17 protein-coding genes are annotated in these 25,155 nt (G+C 66.2%); 6 read left to right on the top strand and 11 right to left on the bottom strand.

Features of this window, described 5'->3' with window-relative positions:
- Positions 1-11 precede the first annotated feature (11 nt).
- The 5 genes from E2E30_RS06425 to E2E30_RS06405 all read right to left on the bottom strand — a co-directional run bounded on the left by E2E30_RS06425 (position 12) and on the right by E2E30_RS06405 (position 6,892).
- Positions 12-530 (bottom strand): GNAT family N-acetyltransferase, encoded by a 519-nt coding sequence (locus E2E30_RS06425; protein ID WP_133188300.1) that lies wholly within the window; start codon positions 528-530, stop codon positions 12-14.
- 114 nt (positions 531-644) lie between these two features.
- Complete coding sequence (locus tag E2E30_RS06420) at positions 645-2,150, bottom strand: efflux transporter outer membrane subunit (protein ID WP_133188298.1); 1,506 nt, start codon at positions 2,148-2,150, stop codon at positions 645-647.
- Positions 2,147-5,347: an efflux RND transporter permease subunit gene (locus E2E30_RS06415; RefSeq protein WP_133188296.1), complete on the bottom strand. Its 3,201-nt coding sequence runs from the start codon at positions 5,345-5,347 to the stop codon at positions 2,147-2,149. Before E2E30_RS06415 ends, E2E30_RS06420 begins: the two co-directional genes overlap by 4 nt.
- 9 nt (positions 5,348-5,356) lie before the next feature.
- Entirely contained in the window at positions 5,357-6,565 is a 1,209-nt protein-coding gene (locus E2E30_RS06410) for an efflux RND transporter periplasmic adaptor subunit (RefSeq protein WP_133188294.1), read from the bottom strand.
- A 144-nt stretch (positions 6,566-6,709) separates the two neighbouring features.
- On the bottom strand, positions 6,710-6,892 hold the full coding sequence (locus E2E30_RS06405; protein WP_026046530.1) for a hypothetical protein: 183 nt from the start codon (positions 6,890-6,892) through the stop codon (positions 6,710-6,712).
- 107 nt (positions 6,893-6,999) lie between these two features.
- Between E2E30_RS06405 and E2E30_RS06400 the strand changes: the two genes are divergently transcribed.
- The 4 genes from E2E30_RS06400 (at position 7,000) to E2E30_RS06385 (ending at position 13,163) form a co-directional block, all read left to right on the top strand.
- A complete protein-coding gene (locus tag E2E30_RS06400; RefSeq protein WP_133188292.1) occupies positions 7,000-9,678 on the top strand; it encodes a TonB-dependent receptor in 2,679 nt (892 codons plus the stop codon).
- 76 nt (positions 9,679-9,754) lie between these two features.
- The gene (locus E2E30_RS06395; protein ID WP_133188290.1) at positions 9,755-11,023 is read left to right on the top strand and encodes an MFS transporter; all 1,269 of its coding nucleotides are present in this window, start codon (positions 9,755-9,757) and stop codon (positions 11,021-11,023) included.
- Between the two features lie 67 nt (positions 11,024-11,090).
- Positions 11,091-12,197 carry an S-(hydroxymethyl)glutathione dehydrogenase/class III alcohol dehydrogenase gene (locus E2E30_RS06390; protein ID WP_133188288.1) on the top strand — a complete coding sequence of 369 codons (1,107 nt, stop codon included), beginning with the start codon at positions 11,091-11,093 and terminating at the stop codon, positions 12,195-12,197.
- Positions 12,198-12,314: 117 nt separating this feature from the next.
- On the top strand, positions 12,315-13,163 hold the full coding sequence (locus tag E2E30_RS06385) for a GGDEF domain-containing protein (RefSeq protein ID WP_133188286.1): 849 nt from the start codon (positions 12,315-12,317) through the stop codon (positions 13,161-13,163).
- Between the two features lie 282 nt (positions 13,164-13,445).
- Here E2E30_RS06385 and cydX read toward each other — a convergent pair whose 3' ends face one another.
- From cydX to E2E30_RS06370, 3 genes are read right to left on the bottom strand one after another with little or no spacing between them, the layout of a single operon-like run.
- Positions 13,446-13,565 carry a cytochrome bd-I oxidase subunit CydX gene (gene cydX / locus E2E30_RS06380; RefSeq protein WP_133188284.1) on the bottom strand — a complete coding sequence of 40 codons (120 nt, stop codon included), beginning with the start codon at positions 13,563-13,565 and terminating at the stop codon, positions 13,446-13,448.
- A gap of 18 nt (positions 13,566-13,583) precedes the next feature.
- A complete protein-coding gene (gene cydB / locus E2E30_RS06375) occupies positions 13,584-14,726 on the bottom strand; it encodes a cytochrome d ubiquinol oxidase subunit II (protein ID WP_133188282.1) in 1,143 nt (380 codons plus the stop codon).
- Between the two features lie 16 nt (positions 14,727-14,742).
- Positions 14,743-16,323, bottom strand: coding sequence for a cytochrome ubiquinol oxidase subunit I (locus tag E2E30_RS06370; RefSeq protein WP_133188280.1), 1,581 nt, complete (start codon positions 16,321-16,323; stop codon positions 14,743-14,745).
- A 202-nt stretch (positions 16,324-16,525) separates the two neighbouring features.
- On the opposite strand from E2E30_RS06370, the gene E2E30_RS06365 reads away from it, so the two are divergent.
- Both E2E30_RS06365 and E2E30_RS06360 read left to right on the top strand, forming a co-directional pair.
- The gene (locus E2E30_RS06365) at positions 16,526-19,351 is read left to right on the top strand and encodes a bifunctional YncE family protein/alkaline phosphatase family protein (RefSeq protein WP_240699054.1); all 2,826 of its coding nucleotides are present in this window, start codon (positions 16,526-16,528) and stop codon (positions 19,349-19,351) included.
- The gene (locus E2E30_RS06360; RefSeq protein ID WP_272482944.1) at positions 19,237-20,724 is read left to right on the top strand and encodes an APC family permease; all 1,488 of its coding nucleotides are present in this window, start codon (positions 19,237-19,239) and stop codon (positions 20,722-20,724) included. Before E2E30_RS06365 ends, E2E30_RS06360 begins: the two co-directional genes overlap by 115 nt.
- Here E2E30_RS06360 and E2E30_RS06355 read toward each other — a convergent pair.
- From E2E30_RS06355 to E2E30_RS06345, 3 genes are all read right to left on the bottom strand, one after another.
- Positions 20,701-22,308 (bottom strand): phytoene desaturase family protein, encoded by a 1,608-nt coding sequence (locus E2E30_RS06355; protein ID WP_133188274.1) that lies wholly within the window; start codon positions 22,306-22,308, stop codon positions 20,701-20,703. The genes E2E30_RS06360 and E2E30_RS06355 overlap by 24 nt on opposite strands.
- Before the next feature lie 187 nt (positions 22,309-22,495).
- Complete coding sequence (locus E2E30_RS06350) at positions 22,496-23,644, bottom strand: aromatic ring-hydroxylating oxygenase subunit alpha (protein WP_133188272.1); 1,149 nt, start codon at positions 23,642-23,644, stop codon at positions 22,496-22,498.
- A gap of 86 nt (positions 23,645-23,730) precedes the next feature.
- Positions 23,731-25,122 (bottom strand): M20/M25/M40 family metallo-hydrolase, encoded by a 1,392-nt coding sequence (locus E2E30_RS06345; RefSeq protein WP_133188270.1) that lies wholly within the window; start codon positions 25,120-25,122, stop codon positions 23,731-23,733.
- Positions 25,123-25,155 lie beyond the last annotated feature (33 nt).

The following is a 25,155-nucleotide window of genomic DNA, read 5'->3' as shown; positions in this document are numbered from 1 at the left end:
GCGCCCGTCGCTCAGCGTGCGGGCGCGGCGGTGCGCACGATGTCGTGGCTCAGGATCGCGACATCGTGCGTGTTGCCGGCGCGGTCGCGCACCTGGTCCCTGAGCAGCGCTTCGGCGCGAAAGCCTAGGCTTTCGAACAGCATGACCGATCCAATCTGGTCGGGCGTCATGTGTGCGGTGATCTTCTCGAGCCGGCGTTCGAGCGCGATCGAGTATATCCCCTCGAGCAGATCGCGGCCTAGCCCGGCGCCGCGCTTGCCCGGCGCGACGAGCAGCCGGATCTCGCCGACATGCGCGCTCCAGCTGAGCGGATCGCGAACCAGCGCGGCGGTTCCGACGAACGTGCCGCCATCTTCGGCGATGAGACTGTCGATATAACCTTCGTCGATCGCCGCGACCCAGGCGGCGATGACGCGCGGATGGCGCAGGTCGCGGCCGAGGAAAAGCAAGTCATGCTCGGGCAGCGTCTCGGAAAAGGCGAGCATCGCCGCCGCGTCCTTGGGCTCGAACCGCCGGATGTGATAGCCCATCTTGATCACTCCCCGGCGCGTCGATCCAAGGCTGGATCATTCTGGTCTAAGCCGCTGTGCTGCCATGCGCGCTTCGGCTTGTCACGCGCTCGTTCGGGCGCTGGATCGCAATCGCTATGGCTGAGCCGATTTCGGCCCCGCCGCAGTCACTTCGAGCGTCGAATCGCCGCCGAGCGTGCGGTACAACGTCACCAGGTTGCTGGCCTGGGTTAGCTGCGCGGTGACGAGACTGCGCTGCGAGGAATAGAGCGATTGCTGTGCCGTCAGGCTCTGCAAAAAGGTGTCGATCCCGCCGCGGTAGCGCGCGTCGGACAGGCGGTAATTGTCGGTCGAGGCGGCGGTCAGCGCGCGTTGCGCGTTGAGCTGCGCAGTGATCGTGCCGCGCCGGGCGAGTGCGTCGGCGACTTCGCTGAACGCGGTCTGGATCGCCTTCTCATAGGTCGCCAGCGCATAATCGCGTTGCGCGCGCGATTGCACGACACCGGCGCGGCCGGCGCCGGCCCGGAAGATCGGATAGCTCGCGCTCGGCGCGACCGAATAGTTGAACGCGCCGCCGGTGAACAGATTGCCGAGCGAGCTGCTCGCCAGCCCTGCGAGCGCGGTGAGCGAGATCGTCGGGAACAGGGCAGCGCGCGCGGCACCGATCTCGGCGTTGCTCGCGCGCAGTTCATACTCCGCCTGAACGACGTCGGGCCGGCGCAGCAGGATGCTCGAATTGAGCCCGGCAGGAAGCTCGGCGATCGTCGGCGCGGCTTCCTCGATCGATGCGGGCAGCAGCGCTGGATCGACCGGCGCGCCGACCAGCAGCTGGAGCGCGTTGACATCCTGCGCAACCGCTGTGGTTTGCGTGGCGAGATCCGACAAGGCGGTCTGCTGCACGATCTGCGCCTGGGCGAGATCGGTCCGCGGGGCGATGCCGCCGTCGAGCCGCAATTTCGTCAGTGCCACGCTGCGGGCCGATAGCGCCGCGGTCTCGCGCGCGATCTTGAGCAAGCTGACGTCCGACGCATAGGTCAGCCACGCCGTGGCAATGTCTCCGACCAGCGTCAGGCGTGTCGCGCGCGCCGTCGCCTCGCTGCCGAAATAGCGATTCTGCGCGGCGGTGGTCAGCGAGCGGACCCGCCCGAACAGGTCGATCTCGAACGCGGTGATGCCGAGGCTGGCCGAAAAGGTATTGGTCGCGCCGCCGCTCGTCGTGATCGTGCCGGCGTTGCCCGTGCCGGTGTTGCCGGTGCCAGTCCCGGTCCCGGTCCCGTTTGCGGTGTTCGACACACCGCGCGTCCCGTTGTCGCGGCGTGTATAGCCCGCCGAACCGCCGATTTCGGGGAGCAACTCCGCGCGCTGGATGCGGTACTGCGCGCGCGCGATCGCGATGTTGGCGGCGGCGGCGCGGAGGTCGCGGTTGTTGACGAGCGCTTGCTCGATCACTTTCTGCAAACGCGGATCGCGGAAGATGTCGCGATAGCTGACGCTCGGCAGCGTCGCCTCGGTCTGCGCGAGATAGGCGTCGCCGACCGGCCAGCTCGGCGGGACGGGCAGCGCGGGCTCGACATATTTGGGCGCCAGCGAACACGCCGACAGCGCGGCGAGCGAGACGAGCGAGACAGTCTTGCGGATCATGCGGTCGCCTCGCCCTGGCCGGAAGGACGCGTCGGGGGCGTCTCGTCGGCAGGCTTCTGTTCGTGGTGGAGCTTTTGCGAGATGCCGCGTGCGCCGCGACGGATCATCACGAAGAACAACGGGATGTAGAAGATCGCGAGGATCGTCGCGGTCAGCATCCCACCGATCACCGCGGTGCCGATCGCGACGCGGCTGTTCGCGCCGGCGCCGGTCGAGATCGCCAGCGGCAGCACGCCGAAGATGAAGGCAAAGCTCGTCATCAGGATCGGGCGCAGTCGGATCCGCGCAGCCTCGAGCGCGGCATCGATCACGCGCTTGCCCGACTTCTCGGCTTGCTCGGCGAACTCGATCATCAGAATCGCGTTCTTCGCCGCCAGGCCCATCGTCGTCAGCAGCCCGATCTGGAGATAGACGTCGTTCTGCAGACCACGGAGCGTCACGGCGAACACCGCGCCGACCAGGCCGAGCGGAATGATCAGAAGCACGGCGATCGGGATAGACCAGCTCTCATAGAGCGCGGCGAGACACAGGAACACGACGAGCAGCGAGATCCCGTAGAGGAACGGCGCCTGGCCCGAAGACAGCCGCTCCTGATACGACAGGCCGCTCCACGCGACGCTCGTGCCGGGATACTGCGCGGCGAGCTCGGTCATCTTCTCCATCGCGGTGCCCGAGCTCTGCCCCGGCGCGGCCTGACCCGAGAATTCGTACGACGAGATCCCCTGGAAGCGCGCGAGCGAGGGGGCCGCGGTGCTCCAGCTCGTCGTGGCGAAGGCCGAGAAGGGGGTCATCGCGCCAGTCGAGCCGCGGACATACCATTGTGCGAGATCGTCGGGCGACGAGCGGTACGGTGCGTCGCCCTGGACGTAGACGCGCTTTACGCGACCACGGTCGTTGAAATCGTTGACATAGCTGCCACCCCACGCCGTCGAGAGCGTCGAGTTGACGTTCGCCTGGGTGAGGCCGAGCGTGCTGAGCTTCTGCGCGTCGAGATTGACCTGTAGCGTCGGCTGGTCGTCGAGGTCGGTCGGGCGCACCGCGGCGAGCGTCTTGTCGGCGCGTGCCGCTGCCAGCAATTTGTCGCGCGCCGCCTTGAATTCGTCTCGGCTCAGGCCGCCCGAATTGAGCAGTTCCATCGTGAAGCCGGTCGACTGGCCGAGCCCGCGCACTGGCGAGGGAACGGTCGCGTAGAATTCGACGTCGCGCAGACCGCTCAGCGCCTTGGTCGCGCGCCCGGTGATCGCCTCGGCACCATTTTCGACTCCGCTGCGATCGGCCCAATCCTTGAACGCGATGAAGCCGCGCCCGGCATTCTGCCCGCCCGACCCGCCGCCGCCGCCAGCGACGGTCAGATAGCCGGCAACGTTCTTGGCCTCGGGGCCGGCAAAATACTTCTCGATCTCGAGCTGCGCCTTGCGCGTCGAATTGAGCGTCGCGCCTGGCGCGAGATTGTACTGGATCTGCGCGATGCCCTGGTCCTCATTGGGGAGGAAGCCCGTCGGCAAGCGCAGGAACAAGACCGCGAGGATTGCGATGACAAGGGCATAGATCAGCACGAACAGCCATTTGCGATCGATCACCGTGCTGACGGCGGTGCCGTAGCGATCGATCGTCTTGTCGAAGCCGGTGTTGAACCAGTCCTTGGCCGGCTGCGTCTTGCGCGTGAGCCAGCCGTCCTGCTTCATGTCCTGCTTGCGCTTGAGCAGCGTTGCGGTCAGCGCCGGGGTCAGCACCAGTGCGACGACGACCGAGAGCACCATCGCCGAGACGATCGTGACCGAGAACTGGCGATAGATCACGCCGGTCGATCCGCCGAAGAACGCCATCGGCAGGAACACCGCCGAGAGGACGAGCGCGATCGCGATCAGCGCGACGGTGATCTCGTTCATCGACTGGATCGTCGCATCGCGCGGCGACATGTCGGGATTCTCTTCCATCAAGCGCTCGACATTCTCGACCACGACGATCGCGTCGTCGACGAGCAGACCGATCGCGAGCACGAGCCCGAATAGCGTCAGCGTGTTGATCGAGAAGCCGGCGAGCGAGAAGATGCCGAAGGTGCCGAGCAGCACCACCGGCACCGCGATCGTCGGGATCAGCGTCGCGCGCCAGTTCTGCAGGAACACGAACATGACGACGACGACGAGCAGGATCGCCTCGAACAGCGTCTTCTCGACTTCCTCGACCGACAGCTTGATGAACGAGGTCGAATCCTGCGGGAAGCTGTAGGCATAGCCGTTGGGGAAGGCCTTCGAGGAGCGCTCGATTTCAGCCTTGACCAGTTCGGCCGTGCTCAGTGCGTCGGCGCCCGGCGCGAGGCTCACCGCGATGCCGGCGCCCGGATGGCCGTTAACGCGGCTGGTGACGTTGTAGCTTTCGGCGCCAAGCTCGATCCGCGCGACATCCGACAGATGCACCGAGGAGCCATCGGGCTGCGTCTTGACGACGATCGCACGGAACTGTTCGGGCGTCGACAGACGCGTCTGCGAGGTCACGGTCGCATCGAGCACTTGCTCGGCCGTATTCGGGACGCCGCCGATTTCGCCCGCGGCGACTTCGGCGTTCTGCGCGGTGATCGCGGTGGTGATGTCGCTCGGGATCAGGCTGTAGCTGGCGAGCTTGTTGGGATCGAGCCAGATGCGCATCGCATATTGCGCGCCGAATACGTTGATGTCGCCGACACCCTTGATGCGGCCGATCGTGTCCTGCAGGTTCGAGACGAGATAGTCCGACACGTCCTGGTTGGTCGTCCGGTTGGTCGTGTCATAGATCGCAGCGATCAGCAGGAAGTCGGGGTTCGACTTGGTCACCGTCAGACCCTGCTGCTGGACCTGCTGCGGCAAGCGCGACAGCGCCTGCTGCACCTTGTTCTGCACCTGCACCTGCGCGATGTCGGGATCGGTCCCCTTGTCGAAGGTCGCCGTGATCGTCACCTGGCCGCGCGACGACGAGCTCGTCGCGAAGTAGAGCAAGCCGTCGATCCCGGTGAGCTGCTGCTCGATGACCTGCGCGACCGAATTCTCGAGCGTCGCCGCCGACGCGCCGGGATAGGTCGCGCGGATGTTGACCTGAGGCGGCGCGATGTCCGGAAACTGCTCGACCGGCAGGGTGTAGATCGCACCGACGCCCGCGAGCATGATGATGATGGCAACGACCCAGGCGAAGATCGGCCGGTCGATGAAGATGCGCGATATCACAGGGCTGGCTCAGTTCTTCTGGACGGCTGCATCACCCGCTTTGGGCGACTTGATCGTTTGCGGCGCGCTTGCGGCAACGGGCCTGATGGTCTGGTTGACCTTCACCTTGCCGACGCCTTGCGTAATGATCTTGTCGCCAGGGTTGAGGCCGGTGGTGACGATCCAGTTGGTACCCTGCGTCGCCGTCGCGGTGATCGGGCGCTGGACGGCCTTGTAGCCACCCTTGCCGTCGGCGCCGACGACATAGACCGTCGCCTCGCCCTTGGGCGTGCGAGAAACCGCTTGCTGCGGAACGAGGAAGGCGTTCGGATTGATCGACTGCGCAAAGCGCGCGCGGACGAACATGCCGGGCAGCAACAGCCCCTTGGGATTGGGGAAGCGTGCGCGCAGCGTCACCGTGCCGGTTGCCGCATCGACCACGACTTCGGAGAATTCGACGTCGCCGCTGAGCCCGTAATCCGAGCCATCCTCCAGCTTGAGCTGGACATTCGCGCGGGTCGCCACCGAACCGCCCGATGCGAGCGCGCGGCGGAGCCGCAACAGGTCCGCGCTCGCCTGCTGAATGTCGACATAGATCGGATCGAGCTTCTGGATCGTCGCCAGCGGGTCGGTCTGGCTCGCGGTGACGAGCGCGCCGACGGTGTAGAGCGAGCGGCCGATCCGCCCGGTGATCGGCGCGGGCACGGTGGTGAACCGCAAATTGATCTTGGCGGTGTCGAGCGCCGCCCTGGTCTGCGAGACCGTCGCGGCGGCCTGGCGTGCGGCGGCGGCGGCGTCGGTGTAATCCTGCTTGGCGACCGCTTGCATGTCGGCGAGCGGCTTGTACCGATCGGCCTTGACGCGCGTCGCCTCGGCATTGGCGATCGCGCTCGCGACGTTCGCGTTCGCCTGGTTTGCAGACGCGCGGTAGAGGCTCGGGTCGATCTGGTAGAGCGGCTGCCCCTGACGGACGAGCGCGCCTTCGGTGAAGAAGCGGCGACGGATCAGGCCGGTAACCTGCGGGCGGACTTCCGAACTCTGATAGGCGGCGGTGCGGCCGGCGAGTTCGGTCACCAGCGGGACGCTGCTCGGCTGGATGACGATATAGCCGACTTCGGGGGGACCCTTGGGGGCGCCACGGCCGCTCTTTTCCTGTTTTGCGCTGCCGCAGCCCGTCAGCAGAAGCGCCGATGCACCGACGACGATCATCGAGCGCAGGGAAGAAAACTCAGCCGCCATTGTGTCCACCGCTCTAAAGGCTGTTCCCGCACGGTGGATACCCTACGGAACGGTCGCCAAACGCTGCCTAGTAGCGATTGTTCCGGGGGCTTATCAACTGTCCCGGTACGGCCACAATTCAACCATTACCGAACCCTATGCGCATCACCGCAGCTTCGCGATGGTCAGTCCGTCGGCCTTGGCACGGTCCTTGGTCGATTCTTCGCTGCGCTTGAGCGCCTTGGAGATCGCCTTGAGCGCCATGCCCTTTTTGGCCAGCGTGTGTAGCTTCTGGATCTCGTCGGTCGTCCAGGGCTGCCGATGGCGTTCGAATCGCTCTTCACTCATTGGGCTGTCCTACGGCAGCCCCGATCGAAGTTCCAGCCATGCGCGGCTTCGACATACTCTTGCGACATAAGCACGCTAGCCGACGGGAAAGACATTTTGGGGCTACGATGATCCGCACAACAAAACTGCTTACGCTCGCGCTCGCGGCGACCCCGGCGTTCGCCTCGGCGCAACAGGCGACGACCAAGAGCACGACCAAGCAGGCGCCAGCAGCGGCACCGGCGGCGGCGCCCGACGATAGCGAGGACGGCCCCGATATCGTCGTGCGCGGGGCAAGGCAGCCTGGTTCGGTGATCGGCGACATTCCGCCCGAACAGCAGCTCAGCCCTGCAGACATCCGCTCGTACGGGGTCAGCTCGATCACCGAGTTGCTGACCGAACTCGCGCCGCAGATTCGCAGCGATCGCGGTGGCGGCGGTGCGCCCGTCATTTTGCTCGATGGCAAGCGGATCTCGGGTTTTGCTGAAATCCGCGATCTGCCGACCGAGGCGATCGCGCGCGTCGACATTCTGCCAGAGGAAGTCGCGCTAAAATATGGTTATACCGCCGACCAGAAGGTGGTGAACTTCGTCCTGCGCCGCCGCTTCCGCGCGGCGACGGTCGAGCTGTCGGACAAGCTCGCCACCGAAGGCGGGCGAAACGCGCCGCAGGGCGAACTCGACTTGCTCCAGATCGCCAATAAGGGGCGGGTCAATCTCCACCTCGAATATCAGCCGGTCGAGGCGCTGACCGAGAGCGAACGCAGCATCCTCCCGACTGTCCGTCCGACGATTCCGGGCGCGACCACCGTGGCGACCGATCCGACCGACCAGCGGCCGTTTCGCACGTTGCTGCCCTCGGGCCGCACGTTCAACGCCAACTCGACCTACGCGCGCAGCTTTGGCGCGGTTTCGGGAACGCTGAACGGAACGCTTTCGGCGAGCAACACGACCGGACTGCAAGGGTTGCCAAGCACGACGCTCGTCGTTCCGGCGGGCAATCCCTTTTCGGCCAGCGCGGTGACGGTCAGTCGAACGCTGGGAGGGGACTTCTCGCCGCTCAAGCAACGCACTTCAGCGATCGCGGCGCACCTCGGCACGACGTTCAACGGCGCGATCAGCACGGCGTGGCAATGGTCGGTGACGGGCACCTATGACCATTCCGAATCGAAGACTTTTACCGATGCGGGGCTCGACGCGACCGCGTTCAACGCGCGGCTCGCGGCCAATGACCCGACCGCGAATCCGTTCGGCGCGCTTGGTGCCTCGCAGATCGGGACGCGGGCGACGACGCGTGGCTATTCGACCTCCGACGAGGGGAAGCTCGACGTTCTGCTCAACGGCACGATTTTCAAGCTGCCCGCGGGCGAGGTTTCGACGAGCGTCCATCTCGGCGGCGACATCAGCAGCTTCAATAGCCGCTCGTATCGGGCCGGGCTGACCTCGACCGGCGCGGTGACACGCAATATCGTCAATGGCCAGCTCAACGTCGACGTGCCGCTGACCAGCCGCGCGAAGGACGTCCTCGCGGCAATCGGCACGCTCTCGGTCAACGGCAATGTCGCGGTCAACCACCTCTCCGATTTCGGGACGCTGACGACGCTTGGCTACGGGCTCAACTGGTCGCCAATCGTGCCGCTGCGGATTATCGCATCGGCGACGATGCAGGATACCGCGCCGAGCGCGACGCAGCTCGGCAATCCGCAGATCGTCACGCCCAACGTGCCGGTTTTCGACTATGTGCTCGGGCAGAATGCGAGCGTCACGACGGTGTCGGGTGGCAACCCCAATCTGATCGCGAGCAACAGCCACACCTACAAGCTCAGCGCGACGATCAAGCCGTGGAGCACGAAGGACCTGTCGCTCACCGCGACGTATATCGACGCACGGATCGAAAATCCGATCGCCGCCTTCCCGACCGCGACCGCTGCGATCGAAACGGCCTTCCCGTCGCGCTTCACGCGCGTGCGCGATGCCAATGGCGATCTGGTGCTGACGCAGTTCGACACGCGACCGATCAATTTCGCGCAGAGCAGCCGCTCCGAGCTGCGCTGGGGGATCAATTTCTCGATGGCGCTCAAGTCGAAGCTGCAAAAACAGATCGAAGCGTGGCGCGCCGGGACGGGGCCGAACCCGTTTGCCGGGATCAAGGTTCCCGACAGCGTACAACGCCAGATCGCGCAAGCGCGAGCGGAGCGCGGCGGGGGTGCCGGCGGACCTGGTGGTCCAGGTGGTCCTGGTGGTCCTGGTGGTCCCGGCGGCCCCGGCGGCGGGCGCGGCGGCTTTGGCGGCTTCGGGGGTGGTGGCCGTGGCGGCGGCGGCGGGCGGCTGCAGTTCGCGCTCTACCACACGTGGCACTTCAGCGAGCGCGTGCTCGTCCAGCGGGGTGGCCCGGCGCTCGACCTCTTGAACGGCGACGCGATCGGCTCGAACGGCGGGCAACCGCGCCACGAGCTCGAGGGGCAGGCGGGATACAGCAACAACGGCCTCGGCGTGCGCCTGTCGGCGAATTGGCAAAGCGCGACCGACGTCAACGGCGGAACGCTCGGCAACCCGCAGAATCTGCATTTCTCGTCGCTCGGTACGCTCGGCGTGCGGTTGTTCGGGGATCTCGGGCAGCGGCTCGATCTGGTCAAGGCACACCCGTGGATGCGCGGGATGCGCGTCGCGCTGGCGGTCGACAATCTGTTCGATACGCGCCAGCGCGTGACCAATGCGAGCGGGACGACGCCGGTCGCCTATCAGCCCGATTATCTCAATCCACTCGGGCGCACGGTGCGCATTTCGATCCGCAAATTGTTCCTCTGACGCGGGGCACGCTTAGATAGCGATCGGCCCGGGCGCGCCTCTTGCGCCCGGGTCGCGCTGCGGCGACAAGCGGGCGATGGCATCGCCCGATTTCTCGCTGCTCACGAAGCGCCACTTTGCGCCGCTGTTCGTCGTCCAGTTCCTCGGCGCGTTCAACGACAATGTGCTCAAGTTCGGGTTGCTGTTCCTCGCCAATTTCGGGGTGCATCGCACGGGTCTCAGCGGCGAGATGCTCGCGACGGTCTCGACCGGCATCTTCATCCTACCCTATTTCCTGTTCTCGGCGATCGGCGGGCAAACCGCCGATGCGATCGACAAGCGCATCCTGATCCGCTGGATAAAGGCCGCCGAGATCGCGATCATGGCGGTCGCTCTGGTCGGCTTTGCGATCGGGTCGATCGCGACCCTGCTCGTCTGCCTGTTCTTGATGGGGCTGCACTCGACGATCTTCGGCCCGGTCAAATATTCGATCCTGCCGCAGCATCTCGGCCATCATGAAATGATGGGCGGCACCGGGCTGATCGAGGCGGGCACCTTCCTCGCGATCCTCGGCGGGCAATTGCTCGCCGGCGTGCTTGCGCCGTGGGAGGCAGGGCTTGCCGCGACCGGGCTCGCGTGCGTCGGGTTCGCCGCGAGCCTTGCGATCCCGCCGGCACCGCCGTCGGGCACGCAGCACCGCATCGACTGGAACGTCTTCCGCGGCACCGCGGACATCCTGCGCACTGCGAGCCGCGAGCGGCTCGTCGTCCTGGCGATCCTCGGGATCAGCTGGTTCTTTGCCGCAGGGGCGGTGCTGGTTTCCGAATTCGCGCCGCTCGTCAGTGGTACGCTCGGGGGATCGAAGGCGGTGGTGACGCTGTTCCTGCTCGTCTTCTCGACCGCGATCGCGATCGGCTCGCTGACCGTCAACCGCTTGCTGCGGGGCGAGGTCTCGGCGCGTTACGTGCCGCTGTCGGCGGCCGTGATGGGCGGGTGCATGATCGACCTGTGGGCGTCGACGCACGGTTTCCAGGTGCGCGCGGCGGGGCTCGATATCGCGCACTTCTTCGCCGCGGCCGGGAGCTGGCACATCCTGATCGGGCTCGCGGGCATTTCGTTCGCGGGCGGGATGTTCATCGTGCCGCTCTACGCGATCCTCTCGACCGCGACGCCGGCGGCCGAACGCTCGCGCGTGATCGCGGCGAACAACATCGCCAACTCGATCGTCACCGTGCTGGTGGTGATCGTCGCGACCGCGATGATCGCACTCGGCAGCGATGTGCCGGGGGTGATCGGGATGCTCGGTGTGGCGACCTTGGGCGTGGCGCTCGTGCTGCGCGGCATGCCGCGGCGGGGGATCCTCTGACCGGTCGGGCGGTTGACGCAACCGGGCGTAGCCGTAAGGGATTGGCGACCGTCTCGAGGAGTGCCCCATGAAAACCCGCGCCGCCGTCGCCTTTGCCGCCAAGCAACCGCTCGAGATCGTCGAGCTCGACCTCGAAGGCCCCAAGGCGGGCGAAGTATTGGTCGAGATCATGGCGACCGGGATCTGCCACACCGATGCCTATACGCTCGACGGGCTCGACAGCGAAGGGCTGTTCCCGAGCGTGCTCGGCCATGAAGGCGCCGGAATCGTGCGTGAAGTCGGGCCGGGCGTGACGAGCGTGAAGCCGGGCGATCACGTCATCCCGCTCTACACCCCCGAATGCCGCCAGTGTAAGTCGTGCCTCAGCGGCAAGACCAACCTGTGCACCGCGATCCGCGCGACGCAAGGCAAGGGGCTGATGCCCGACGGCACCTCGCGCTTCTCGTACAAGGGCGAGACGATCTTCCACTACATGGGCTGCTCGACCTTCTCGAACTTCACCGTGCTCCCCGAAATCGCGGTCGCGAAGATCCGCGAGGACGCGCCGTTCAAGACGAGCTGCTACATCGGCTGCGGGGTGACGACGGGCGTCGGCGCTGTGGTCAACACCGCCAAGGTCCAGGTCGGCGACAATATCATCGTGTTCGGTCTCGGCGGGATCGGGCTGAACGTGCTGCAGGGTGCGCGGATGGCGGGCGCGAACATGATCGTCGGGGTCGACATCAACCCTGATCGCGAGGAATGGGGCCGCAGGTTCGGCATGACGCATTTCGTCAATCCGAAGGACGTCGGCGATCTCGTCGCGCATCTCGTCGCGCTGACCGATGGCGGGGCAGACTATACGTTCGATTGCACCGGCAACACGACGGTAATGCGGCAAGCGCTCGAGGCGTGCCACCGCGGGTGGGGCACGTCGATCATCATCGGCGTGGCCGAAGCGGGCAAGGAAATCAGCACGCGCCCGTTCCAGCTCGTCACCGGGCGCAACTGGCGCGGTACCGCGTTCGGCGGCGCGAAGGGGCGGACCGACGTGCCGAAGATCGTCGATTGGTACATGAACGGCAAGATCGAGATCGACCCGATGATCACGCACGTCCTCAGCCTCGAGGAGATCAATACGGGCTTCGAGCTGATGCACGCCGGCGAAAGCATCCGCAGCGTGGTGGTTTACTGATCGACCACCGCTATTCCGGCGTGGCCGCTGATGAGGGCGGCCCGGTATTGGGGATTAACGATTCAGAAACCGCGATCCAATAGCGCCGATCATGGGTGAGGTTGCCGGAGTATAGGCATGCGTTTTTATCAAGCCACGCGGTTTCTGTTTCCGCGTAATTTCCAGTTCCGCATGTTCAGCATCTGCTTTGGCGCGGTGCATTTGCCGATCATCGTCTTCTGCGTGAGCGAGTTGGCGCTGGCGCGGTGGGATTGGCGGTTGTTCGCAGCATTGCTCGTCGCGACGCTGGTCGGAACGGTCACCGCGATCGTCGCGCTGCGCGGGCTGCTCGCGCCGGTGGCGCACGCGATCGATTTGCTGCAGTCGTTGCAACGCGGCGAGCCCGTCCCGCCGGTACCGACGGGCGGCGATGATCTGGTAGGGGCCTTGCTCGCCTCGGTCGCGCGCGCTTCGGCGGAAACCCATGCGCGCGTCGAGCGGCTGGCCGATGCCGCCGAAAAGGACGTGTTGACCGGGCTGCGCAATCGCCGAGGTTTCATGGACGCGATCGCACCGGTGTTGCGCGACGACCGCAATTCTGTGGTCGCGGTGCTCGACCTCGATCATTTCAAGGCGGTCAATGATCGTCATGGTCATGACGAGGGCGACCGTGTCCTGGTCGAGTTCGCCAAGCGGCTGCAGACCGAATTGCGCCGATCGGATCTTCCCGCGCGCTGGGGCGGCGAGGAATTTGCGATCCTGCTGCCCGACACCGCGCTCGACGAAGCGACCGAGATCGTCGAACGGCTGCGCGCCTCGCTCCATCGCGACGAAATCGGCCATCGCGGCGGCGACGCGCTGACCTTTTCGTGCGGGCTCGCGGTCGTGCGCGACTACGCGTCGCTCAAATCGGCGATGCTTCGCGCCGACAGCGCCTTGTACGATGCCAAGCGCTCGGGCCGGGATCGCGTCAGAAGCGTGGCGTAAGGTGCGCCCGGACTCAGCGCGCGAGGAATAGCGGGAGGCAGGGTGTGCATGAGCAACGCACGCGTCGTGCCGCCGAACAGCGCATCGGCGACGGGCCGAGGGCCAGAGCCACCCATCCCGCTTTAACCCGCGTAACACCGTTAGAGCAGCTCGCGCTCAGCCACGGCTGACGTTCAGTCGAGCCCGCCGCCCTGGACGTTGCTGCCAGCGAACAGCGCCGTCTATGCCAGACCGCTGCCGATCGTTCGGATCGCCTTTGGTCTTTTGGTATGCAAGCGTGGATCACGCGGGCGGCGGAGCGTCCTCATCGTCGGCCGGCAGGTGGAATTCATGCCACATGCCGTTGAGGATGCCGAAGCCGACTGCGAGCCCGAGACCCAACACCCAAGTGAAATACCACATCGTCTAGTCCTTTCGGGATCAGTAGAAATCGGGGTTGGTGGCGACGTCGGCGGTGGTGACGCGGCCCCACATCACCTTGAACGCCCAGCTCGTGTAGAGCAGCACGATCGGCAGCAGGATCGCGGTGACGAACAGCATGAGCCCGAGCGTCGCCGGGGTCGATGAGGCGTTCCACACCGTCAGACTCGAATGCGGATCGATGCTCGAGGGCAGGATATAGGGGAACATCGACAGGCCGACGGTCGCGATGATCCCGGTGATCGCCAGCGCCGAACCGCCGAACGAGCTCTTCTCGGCGCCCACGGTAATACCGACGAACGCCAGCACCGCGCCGCCGATGCCGAGCACTGGCGCGATCAGCATCCAGCGATGCAGCGCGTAATTGCCGATCCAGGCACCCGCGAGATGCTGCGTCGTGGTGCGCAGCGGGTTCGACTGGCCGAGCGGATCGGCCACCGACTGCATGTGATAACCGATGTCGCCGAACGCGACGTACAATCCGCCCCCGGCAAACAGCAGCAGCGTCAGGATTGCGGCAACCGCGCCGAAGCTGCGCGCGCGCCAATGGACGGGGCCGCCATGCTCGACCTTGAAGGTCAGCCACGTCGCGCCGTGGAGCGCGAGCATTGCGACCGAGAGCAGCCCGCACAGCAAGGCGAACGGCGTGAACAGGCCGAGCAAGCCGCCTTCGTAGAACGACCGCAAGTCGCTATCGAGCCGGAACGGCGCCCCGAGCAGGACATTGCCGACAGCGACGCCAAACACGAGGGCAGGGACGAACCCGCCGACGAACAACGCCCAGTCCCACCGGCTGCGCCACGCCGCGTCGGGGCGCTTCGAGCGATATTTGAAGCCGACCGGGCGCAGGATCAGCGCGGCGAGCAGCAGGAACATCGCGAGGTAGAAACCCGAGAAGCTGACCGCATAGACGAACGGCCACGCCGCGAAGATCGCGCCGCCGCCGGTGATGAACCACACTTGGTTGCCCTCCCAGGTCGGGCCGACCGAATTGATCACCATCCGCCGCTCGGCATCGTTGCGCGCGACGAACGGGAGCAGGCTGGCGACGCCGAGATCGAAGCCGTCCGTGACCGCAAAGCCGATCAGCAGCACGCCGAGCAGCGCCCACCAGATCACGCGCAGCGTTTCATAGTCGAACATTGTCCGTCCTTTCGGTTCAGGCGGCGACGGGGAGAATGGGAACCACGACGGTATCGCTCTGGTCGGGCACGGGATCGTCGACATGCTCGAACGGGCCCTTGCGGATCGCCGCGATCATCAAGCGGACTTCGATCACCGCGAGCGCGCCGTAGAGCACGGTGAAGCCGATGATCGTCGTCCACAACGCCGCGACGCTCAGCGTCGAGGTGGCGAGGAAGGTCGGCAACACGCCTTCGATCGCCCAGGGCTGACGCCCGATCTCGGCGAGCATCCAGCCGAGCTCGATCGCGATCCACGGCAGCGGGATCGAATAGAGCGCGATCCGCAGGAACCAGCGCGTGCTGTCGTGACGGCGCAGGCTCGCCAGCACGAACGCGGTCGCGAACAGCGCGATCATGTAGAAGCCGATGAACGCCATCGCGCGGAAGCTCCAGAACATCAGCGGGACGTTCGGGACGACGTCCCACGCAGTCACCGCAATCAGCTTGGGGCTCGCCAGGCGCGGATCGGCGACGTGCGCCTTGAGCAGCAAGGCATAGCCGAGATCGCGCTTGTGGAGCTCGAACCGTGCGCGTTCGCGAACATTGGTCGGGTCGGTCTTGAGCTTCTGCACGGCGTCGTATGCGACCACGCCCGATGTGATCCGCTCCTGCGCCTTCAGCACCAGCTCGGACATGCCGGTGACTTCGGTGTCGAGGCTGCGCGTGGCGATCAGCCCGAGCACCCACGGCACTTCGACGGCGTAGTGCGTCGTTCGCGCGGCGACATCGGGGATGCCGATCAGCGTGATGCCGGCGGGGGCGGGGGCGGTGTGCCACGCCGCCTCGATCGCGGCGAGCTTCATCTTCTGGTTGTCGGTGAGCGCGTAACCGCTCTCGTCGCCGAGCACGACGACCGATAGCGATGAAGCGAGGCCGAACGCCGCGGCGACCGCCATCGAGCGTTTCGCCACGCCGACATATTTGCCGCGCAGCAGAAAGAGCGCCGAAATGCCGAGTACGAACACCGCCGCGCAGACATAGCCAGCGCTCACGGTATGGACGAACTTGGCCTGCGCGATCGGGTTGAACAGCACCGTGCCGAAATCGCTGATTTCCATCCGCATCGTTTCAGGGTTGAAGGTCGCGCCCGCGGGGTTCTGCATCCAGCCATTGGCGACGAGGATCCACAAAGCCGACAAATTCGTACCGAGCGCGACCATGAAGGTGACGCCGAGATGCGCGAGCTTGGACATCTTGTTCCAGCCGAAGAACATCAGCCCGACAAAGGTCGCTTCGAGGAAGAACGCCATCAGCCCTTCGATCGCGAGCGGCGCGCCGAAGATGTCGCCGACATAATGCGAGAAATACGACCAGTTGGTGCCGAACTGGAACTCCATCGTCAGCCCGGTGGCGACGCCGAGCACGAAGTTGATCGCGAACAATTTGCTCCAGAAGCGCGTGATGACGCGCCAGATCGGCCGGTCGGTCATCACATAGACCGCCTCCATGATCACCAGCATGAAGCTCAGGCCGAGCGTCAGCGGCACGAACAGGAAGTGGTACAGCGCGGTCAGGGCAAATTGCAGCCGCGACAGGTCGACGACACCTGGATCCATGGTCAATCTCCGTTAACGCCGCACAGCAGCGGTCGCCCGGCTTCACCCGATTTCGCACCGCAGCAGATATTGGGGTTTTCCCGTACGAAGGGGCCCGGCGAACGCACGGCGGGCGGCGGGTCGTCGCTATACAGGGCGAACGCTCCATGGGCTGTGTCGCCAAAATGTCGTAAGCCCGCGCTACGGCTTCGGGATGGGTATCATGCACAAAGCGTTTCTGTTTGGTGGCTTGCTCGCGATCACCGCGTCGGTTGCGGCACGCGACTATTCCGAGCCAGGCGTCGCGCTGCCGACCGGGCAGCGGCTAACTCCGCTGGCAGCACCAGGCGCACGATTCGAACCGCTGACGACGCGCATCGCGCCGCACCCCGAGTATGTCGCCGATGGCGCCGCAGCGATTGCGGTCAGCCCCGACGGGCGCGAGATGCTGGTGCTGACCAGCGGGTTCAATCTGTTCAACGGCAGCGATGGCAAACGGCTCCCCGCGCAGTCGACGCAATATGTCTTTCGCTACGCGATCGACGCGCGCGGCGGTCGGTTGCTTCAGACGACGCGGGTGCCGAACAGCTATTCGGGGATCGCGTGGCAGCCCGACGGCCGCGGTTTCGTCGTCGGGGGTGGAGTCGACGATGTCGTCCATCGGTTCGAGGCGCACGGGAGCCTTTTCGCCGAGACGCGCGCGCCGATCGCGCTGGGGCATGCGAGCGGAAACGGTGCCGAGGTCAAGCCGCAGGCGGCAGGACTTGCGGTCAGCCCCGATGGGCGACGCGCGCTGGTCGCAAATTACTACAATGATTCAATCAGCCTGATCGACCTGGCGGCGGGCAAGGTGATCGCCGAGCGCGATCTGCGGCCTGGCAAGATCGATCCCGCGAAAGCCGGCGTTCCGGGCGGCGAGAACCCGTTTGCGATCGTCTGGACCGATGCGACGCATGCCTGGGTGTCGGCACCACGCGATCGGCAACTCGTCGCGCTGGAGATCATCGGCGATGCGGTCCGTGTGACAGGCCGCGTGGCGACGCTCGGTGCGCCGACCGCACTGCTGGTCGATCCACGCCTCGGCCGGCTCTACGCGACCGAGGACAATGCCGACCGGCTGGCGATCATCGAGCTCAAGACCGGCCGTCTCGCCGCCGAGTCGCGGCTCGGGCTGCCGGACGCACTCGGCGCGGCACCGGTCGCCAAGGGGCTCAACGCCAATGCGCTGGCGCTGCTCCCCGATCACCGCTTGCTCGTGACGATGGGCGGAATCAACGCGGTCGCCTTGGTTACGCCGCGCGCCGACGGCGCGAGCGTCGACGGGCTCGTGCCGACGGGCTGGTATCCCAGCGCGGTCGCAGTGAGCCGCGATGGCGGTCGCGTATTCGTCGTCAATCGCAAGAGCCCGCCGGGGCCGAACCCGCTCGGCTGCGCGCCGAAGCTCGCTATCTATCGCGGCCAGCCCAATGCATGCGGCGCTGCCAACCAATATATCTTCCAGCTCGAAAAGGCCGGGCTGCTGCAGTTCGCGCTGCCGAAGCCTGCTGCGTTGGTGCGCACCACGCTGCAAGTCGCCGACAATATCGGGCTGACCGCAACGCAGGCGCGCGCGGCCGCGAACGTGACGATGGCGGCGGTGCGCGCGCGGATCAAGCACGTCGTCTTCATCATCAAGGAAAACCGGACCTACGACCAAGTGCTCGGCGATCTCGCGGTCGGAAATGGTGATCCGCGGCTCGCGATCCTTGGCGAGCGGCTGTCGCCCAATCATCACCGCCTCGCGCGCGACTTCGTCACGCTCGACAATTTCTACGACAGCGGCGAGCAGTCGAGCACCGGCTGGACCTGGTCGACCGCGGCGCGCGTGCCAGACCTCCTCGAGAAGACCGCGCCGGTCAATTATGCCGGGCGCGGGCTGGCGTATGAGGCGGAGGAGGCCGATCGCTTCATCTACACAGCTCAGACGCCCGCCGAGCGGCACGCGACGAATCCGGCGCTCTCGACCGATCCCGATCTGCTGCCCGGGCCAGCGCTGCTGACTGCGCCCGATGGCGATCGTGACGACGAAACGGGCCAGGGTTTCCTGTGGAATGCCGCGATCCGTGCCGGGCTGAGCGTTCGCAATTACGGATTTTCGGACGCTTCGGTCTACGATCTCGGCAAGCCCGGCTTCATTCCGCTCGAGCGCGAACCGGCGAAGACAGGGACGCGGATCTACACGCCGGGCGACCGCTTGCTGGCCTCGCGCAGCGACCCGTATTTCCGCGGCTTCGACCAGAAGATGCCCGATTATTGGCGCATGCTCGAATGGCAGCGCGAATTCGCCGTGGCGGACGCGAAGGACGCGGTCCCCGCGCTCACGCTGCTGCGGCTCAGCCACGATCATTTCGGCGATTTCAGCGATGCGATCGACGGGGTGAACACCGTCGAGACGCAAATGGCGGACAATGACTATGCGCTCGGCCAAGTCGTCGAGACGATCGCGCAAAGCCGCGCGCGTGATTCCACCCTGGTCTTCGTGATCGAGGATGATGCGCAGAACGGTGCCGACCATGTCGATGCCCGGCGCAGCGTGGCGTTCATCGTCGGGCCGATGGTGCGCCACAACGCCCTGGTCTCGACGCGCTATACCACCGTCAGCCTGTTGCGGACGATCGAGGCGGTGCTCGGCCTGGCGCCGCTCGGGTTGAACGATGCGCTCGCGGTGCCGATGGCCGATGTGTTCGATCCGGCGATGACGGACTGGCGCTACCACGCCGTTGCCGCCGACGTGCTGCGCGCGACGCAATTGCCGATCCCGCGGGATCGCTTCGTGGCGGCACCGGTGGCCGCCGGATGTGCCCCGCACGACGCCGCTTATTGGGCCGCTGCGATGCGAGGACAGAATTTTGCGACCGAGGATCGCCTCGATACCGATGCTTTCAACGCCGCTTTGTGGAACGGGCTCGGCGTTGGCGCGCAGCCGAGCACGCGTGGCGGCGAGGATTTCCGTATCCAGCGTACCGCTTTGCTCGCGGGCGTCTCTGCAGCCGAGCCCTGTCACCGCTAGCAGCGCGGAATTCGCGGCGACGGAAATCGCTCTGGCATAGCGCTGCGCAGCGTGCTCCATTTGCTGGCGAAGGGAGCTGCCGCATCGAGTCGGAGTCGCACCGCCCGTTCGGATTCTGGACCGCGACCGCGCTGGTGGTCGGCGGGATGATTGGCTCGGGCATCTTCGTCCTGCCCGCACAACTTGCCCCTTATGGCTGGACGAGCATCGTGGCGTGGATCGTGGGGGTCAGCGGCGCGATGTTGATCGCCTGGGTGCTCGCAAGGCTGACGGCGGCGATGCCCGAAGCGACGGGAGTGGTCGCGATGTGCGGCGCCGGGCTGGGCCCGCTGTGCGGCGTGCTCGTCGGGTGGAGCTATTGGATCGGTATCTGGTCCGCCAATGCGGTGATCGCACTGACCGCAGTGCGCTATCTCGCGCAATTCGTTCCGATGATCGGCGCGACGGCGCTTGCCCAGGCGGTGTCGGCGACGGTGCTGATTTGGCTGCTGACGGTGCTCAACCTCGGCGGTGCGCGGCTGGCGGGGGCGTTCCAAGTCGGCACGACGGTGATCAAGCTCGTCCCGCTTGGTGCGATTGTCCTGATCCTCGCGGGGATCGCGTGGCGGGGCGGGGTGGGGCATTCGGCCGGGCCCTATGCGGATTTCGCATTGGGCGGTCTGACGCCGGCGCTGACCTTCGCCTTTTACGCGATCGTCGGGTTCGAAGCGGCGAGCGTCGCTGCCGAGCGGGTGCGCGACCCGGCGCGCAATGTCGTGCGCGCGATGCTGTTCGGGCTCGCGCTGACGGGGGTGCTGTATCTCATCGTCTGCACCGGCATCATCTTCGCGTTGCCGAGCGCGGCTGTCGCCAATGCGCAGGCACCGTTCGCGCTGTTCGTCTCGACCTTCTGGGGGCCTTGGGCAGGGCTTGCGACCGCAGGCTTCGCCGCGATCGCGGCGATCGGCGCGCTCAACGGCTGGACGCTGGTGCAGGGCGAGGTGCCGCTCGGCATGGCGCGCGCCGGGCTGCTGCCGCGCTGGATCGGGGCGACCAGCACGCGCGACGTGCCGGTTGCAATCCTGCTCGTGTCGAGCACGCTCGCCAGTTTGCTGGTGCTGTCGAACGCGACGCGGTCGCTCGGCGGGCTGCTCGACTTCATGCTGCGGCTGACCGCGGCGGCGACGATCTGGCTCTATGTCGGCGCGTGCCTCACCGCGCTGATCCTGCGGATCGCGCCCGTCGCGGCGGCGCTGGGGCTGGCCTTTGCCGCGTGGGCGATGTGGGGCGCGGGGATCGAGGCGATCTGCCTGAGCGTCGGGCTGATGCTGACCGCGATCCCGCTGTATCTGCTGCGCTATCGCGCGGCGCTATCCGAAGACGCGCCCGACTAGGCTGCGATCGCGCAGGATCTCGTGTGCCGCATTGTGCCCCGGCGCGCCGGTCACGCCGCCGCCGGGATGCGTGCCCGATCCGCACATATAGAGCCCCTTGATCGGCCCGCGATAGTCGCCGTGGCCGAGCACAGGCCGTGCCGCCCAAAGCTGATCGAGGCCCATCGCCCCGTGGAAGATGTCGCCGCCGACCAGCCCGAACTTGCGCTCGAGATCGAGCGGCGAATGGATCTGGCGCGCGATCACGCTCGCCTTGAAGTTGGGGGCGTGCGCGGTGACGGTGTCGATGATCAGATCGGCGACCTCCTCACGCGCATCGTCCCACGAGCGGCCATCTGGCAGCGTCGGCGCGAATTGCTGGCAGAACAGGCTGGCGATGTGCTGTCCGGGCGGCGCGAGGCTGTCGTCGACCGTCGTCGGCAGCTTCATCTCGACGATCGGCTGTTTCGACCAGCCATATTGCTGCGCGTCGATGAACGCCTGGTCCATGTAATCCATGCCGGGCGCGATGATGATCCCGGCGGTATGATGCTCGGCCTTGTCCGTCCCGCGCAGCACGCTGAAATCGGGCAGTTCGGATAAAGCGACGTTCATGCGGAAGGTGCCGCTGCCGGTCTTGAAGCCGGCGATCCGGCGGTTGAAGTCGGCCGGTAGATCGGAGGAATCGACCATCTGGCGATAGAGCAAGGCCGGGCCGACATTGGCTGCGACGATCTTGGCAGCAATCTCTTCGCCCGATTCGAGGCGGACGCCCGCGACTTTGCCACCTTCGGTCAGCAGCTTGGCGACGGGTGCGTCGAGGCTGATCTCGACACCCGCTTCGAGGCAGGCGTGCGCCATTGCCTGCGTGATCGCCCCCATTCCGCCGACCGAATGGCCCCAGGCGCCGTATTTGCCGTTCACCTCGCCGAAGACGTGGTGGAGCAGGACATAGGCGCTGCCCGGGGTCGAGACGCCGGCATAATTGCCCACCACCGCGTCGAAGGCGAAGGCCGACTGGACATGGTCGTCCTCGAACCAGCCGCCGAGGAAATCGCGCGCCGATTTGGTGAAGATGTCGAGCAGATCGCGTTGCTGCTCGATCCCCATCTTGGCGACGGGCCAGCCCTGCGCCGCACCCGCGAGCAGCGCGCGTAAACCTCCGCCGACATTGGGCGGGGTCTTGAGCGCGAGATCGCGGAGCACTTGCGCGACCTTTTCGAGCGCGGCGTCATAGGCCGGGTAGGCGTCGGCATCCCTCTGGCTGAAGCGCGCGAACTGCGCTTGCGTGCGCGCGGTGCCGCCGCCGAGCGTGAGATAGGTGTCGGGGAAGGGGAAGAAGTTGCTGATCGTCCGTTCGATGATGCGAAAGCCGCGGTCGTGCAGCTTCATGTCGGCGATGACCTTGGGGCGCAGCAGGCTGACGGTGTAGCTCGCGGTCGAGTTGCGGAAGCCGGGGTGGAATTCCTCGGTCACCGCCGCCCCGCCGACGACATGGCGGCGTTCGAGGACGCGGACCTTGAGCCCGGCGCGCGCGAGGTAGAAGGCGCAGACGAGGCCGTTATGGCCACCGCCGATGATGAGCGCGTCGTAGCGTTTGGTCATACTTGCTCCCGCCTTCCTAATTCTTACCCCCTCCCGCCTTCGCGGGAGGGGTGGGGGAGGGTCACCTTCTTCTTCTTCAACGACCGAAAGAAGAAGACCCTCACCGACTTCGACTAGGCCCGCCTGAAGAAGGCGGACCAAGTCTGCGTTTCCTCTCCCGCGAGCGGGAGAGGAAACCCGCAGCGCACTACCCCCGCGACCATCCCGGCGCGGGCGCACGGTGCAATCGCGCCTCGGGGATCCGCTCGCGGATCTTCCGCGCGAAGCTGCGAAGGCACACCTCGCTCCGCCCGATCGGCCCTGCGGTGTAGCTGCGCGACGCCATCCCTCGCTGGACGCGCTCGATCAGCCACGTGTCCTCGGCATTGACGACGCGGTTGATCCGCCAATTGGCATAGCGCACGAGCTTCATCTCGCGCCGGTCATCGGGCAGCGCGAACGCCATTTCGCGCAGCACGCTGGTGGTCGGCGTCAGTGGGAGCCATTGCATGAAGTCGATCTGGTCGGCGTAGAGATCGAACGCCATGTTGGGCCACAGCTTGAAGTAGAGCCATAGCCGCTGGTTGGCCTCGGGCAGATGATCGACGTGCGGCAGATGCGTCTGGTAGAACCGCTCCCAGCGATTGTCCGAGGCGCGGTCGACGATCTGGCCCGACATCTTGTCGACGAACGGCGCCGCCTCGATCGCATAGCTCTTGCCGAACAGCCGGCTCAGCCCGTCATGCGCGACCGGGATGTGCAGATTGTCCGAATAATTGTCGCCGACGTTCTTCCAATTGACCGCGCGCTCGCGCAGCCGGACGGGCGAGAGCTCCTCCATCGCCTCGAGGCGATACGGCGCGATCTCGGCATCGTACGGCGCCATCATCGCGGCGACCGACGGACCATCGCCTTCGAGCCGGACGAACACGAAGCCGCGCCAGATCTCGAGCTCGACCGGGGCGAGGCCGTGCGCCTCGAGCTCGAGCGCGGGATAATCGCGGCGCATCGGCACGCCCGACAGACGGCCGTCGGTCTCGTAGCTCCAGGCGTGATACGGGCAGACGAACTTGCGCGCACATCCCGTCGGCCCCTCGACGAGCCGCATCGCGCGATGGCGGCAGACATTGGCGAAGGCGCGCAGCGCACCGTCATCGCCGCGCACGACGACGACGCTCTCGCCGAGATAGTCGATCGTGTGGAAATCGCCGGCGTTGGCGATCTGGTTCTGGTGGCAGACGATTTGCCACGACGGCCGCAGCACACGCTCGACCTCGACCGCATGATATTCGGGATCGGTATAGAGCCAGCCGGGCAAGCTCCAGTCGGCATCAGGATCGGGGGGACACGGCGCCATGCTGAGCTCCGATTGCGGGTGCGCCGATCGTAGGATCGGCGTGCGCCCCGGGCAAGACCGGGGCGCATCAAGCGCGTTTGCCGCGGTTACTTCGACAGATCGGTAAACAGCAGCTTGTAGTAGCGAATCCCCGGTTCGATCGTCGCGATCGGCGTGCGCTCGTCGAGGCCGTGGCTGAAATCGTCCGACGGCTTGATGAAGGTCGGGCTCGCGCCATAGCTCGCGACGTGGTGCGAGCGGAACCACATGCTGTCGCTCGCGCCCGAGGCCATCGCCGGGAAGACGGGCACGCCCGGATAGACCTGGCCCATCGCGCGGGTGATCGCGGCGATGAAATCGGGGCGCATCGGCGATGCGTCGTTCGCGACCGAGCCTTCGCTGACATCGGCGATCGTCAACGACGGGTCGGCGATCACGCGGCCGAGCTCGGCCATGATGTCGGCTGGCTTGTGGCCGGGGAAGATCCGGCAGTTGATATTGGCGGTCGCGCGCTGTGGGAGCGCGTTCTCGGCGTGTCCGCCGTTGACGAGCGTCGGGACGCAGGTCGTGCCGATCTTGCCGACGGTCGCGGGATTGGCGGTCAGCGTCGCGATCGCGGCCTTGTCGGTCGGGTCGGCGACGAACGCTTTCAGCGCGGCACCGATCGCGGGCTCCTCGAATGGCGCGGCCTTGGTCAGCGCCTCGCGCGTCAGCGGGCTCAGTTCGGGCTTGAACTGATACGCGCCGACCTTCCCGAGCGCTTTCGAAAGCTCGACGATCGCGTTGACCGGGCGCGGCATCGACGAGTGGCCGCCGGGGTTGGTGACGGTCAGCCGGAAATCGGCATAGGTCTTCTCCGCGCCGTTCCACGTCCAATATTTGGGCTTGCCGGTCGCCTCGTCGAGCACACCGCCGCCGCCATCGACGTTGAGCACGATATTGGCGTCCTTGAGCCGCTCGGCGATCAGCGTCGAGGTCTTCATCGCGGTTTCCTCGTCACCCGAGAATTCGATGACGATCGTCCGTTTGGGGTTGTAGCCGCTGCGCCGCAGGTCGGTGAGCGCGGTGATCGCGATCGTCCCGTCGAGCTTCATGTCGGTTGCGCCGCGGCCGTAGAGATAGCCGTTCTCGACCACGGGGGTGAACGGATCGCGCTTCCAGTCGGCGGGCTTGGCCTCGACGACGTCCATGTGCCCCGAAATCACCATCGGCTTGAGCGTCGGGTCGCTGCCGCGCCACGTGCCGATCAGATAGGCGGTGTCGTCGACGGGCACGATCTCGACATCGGCATCGGCAAAACCGCCCGCGACGAGCGCCGCCTTGTAGAGTGCGGCGACTTGCGGGGTCTGGTTGCCCGGGCCCTTTACCGAGCGCAGCGCGATTGCCTTCTTGGCGAGCTCTAGCGCGGCATCGGCCGACGCCGCGGCGGTGGGGGCGGCCGCGTGCGCGCCGCTCGTCAGGATGGTGGCAGACAGGAGAACAGCGAAGACAGCGCGCATGCAGGGGTCCTTGGCGGGAGGCGCTGTGAACCT

Source organism: Sphingomonas sp. AAP5 (assembly GCF_004354345.1).
Taxonomy (GTDB): Bacteria; Pseudomonadota; Alphaproteobacteria; order Sphingomonadales; family Sphingomonadaceae; genus Sphingomonas; species Sphingomonas glacialis.
The sequence above is the reverse complement of the archived record's forward strand: the minus strand, read 5'-3'. Positions and strand labels throughout refer to the sequence as shown.

Excerpts from the sequence above, each read along its gene's own strand:
- E2E30_RS06420 (WP_133188298.1), bottom strand. The coding sequence starts at position 2,150 with ATGATCCGCAAGACTGTCTCGCTCGTCTCGCTCGCCGCGCTGTCGGCG.
- E2E30_RS06390 (WP_133188288.1), top strand. The coding sequence starts at position 11,091 with ATGAAAACCCGCGCCGCCGTCGCCTTTGCCGCCAAGCAACCGCTCGAG.
- E2E30_RS06405 (WP_026046530.1), bottom strand. The coding sequence starts at position 6,892 with ATGAGTGAAGAGCGATTCGAACGCCATCGGCAGCCCTGGACGACCGAC.
- cydX (WP_133188284.1), bottom strand. The coding sequence starts at position 13,565 with ATGTGGTATTTCACTTGGGTGTTGGGTCTCGGGCTCGCAGTCGGCTTC.
- cydB (WP_133188282.1), bottom strand. The coding sequence starts at position 14,726 with ATGTTCGACTATGAAACGCTGCGCGTGATCTGGTGGGCGCTGCTCGGC.
- E2E30_RS06425 (WP_133188300.1), bottom strand. The coding sequence starts at position 530 with ATGGGCTATCACATCCGGCGGTTCGAGCCCAAGGACGCGGCGGCGATG.
- E2E30_RS06395 (WP_133188290.1), top strand. The coding sequence starts at position 9,755 with ATGGCATCGCCCGATTTCTCGCTGCTCACGAAGCGCCACTTTGCGCCG.
- E2E30_RS06350 (WP_133188272.1), bottom strand. The coding sequence starts at position 23,644 with ATGGCGCCGTGTCCCCCCGATCCTGATGCCGACTGGAGCTTGCCCGGC.
- E2E30_RS06370 (WP_133188280.1), bottom strand. The coding sequence starts at position 16,323 with ATGGATCCAGGTGTCGTCGACCTGTCGCGGCTGCAATTTGCCCTGACC.
- E2E30_RS06365 (WP_240699054.1), top strand. The coding sequence starts at position 16,526 with ATGCACAAAGCGTTTCTGTTTGGTGGCTTGCTCGCGATCACCGCGTCG.
- E2E30_RS06410 (WP_133188294.1), bottom strand. The coding sequence starts at position 6,565 with ATGGCGGCTGAGTTTTCTTCCCTGCGCTCGATGATCGTCGTCGGTGCA.
- E2E30_RS06385 (WP_133188286.1), top strand. The coding sequence starts at position 12,315 with ATGCGTTTTTATCAAGCCACGCGGTTTCTGTTTCCGCGTAATTTCCAG.
- E2E30_RS06400 (WP_133188292.1), top strand. The coding sequence starts at position 7,000 with ATGATCCGCACAACAAAACTGCTTACGCTCGCGCTCGCGGCGACCCCG.
- E2E30_RS06355 (WP_133188274.1), bottom strand. The coding sequence starts at position 22,308 with ATGACCAAACGCTACGACGCGCTCATCATCGGCGGTGGCCATAACGGC.
- E2E30_RS06345 (WP_133188270.1), bottom strand. The coding sequence starts at position 25,122 with ATGCGCGCTGTCTTCGCTGTTCTCCTGTCTGCCACCATCCTGACGAGC.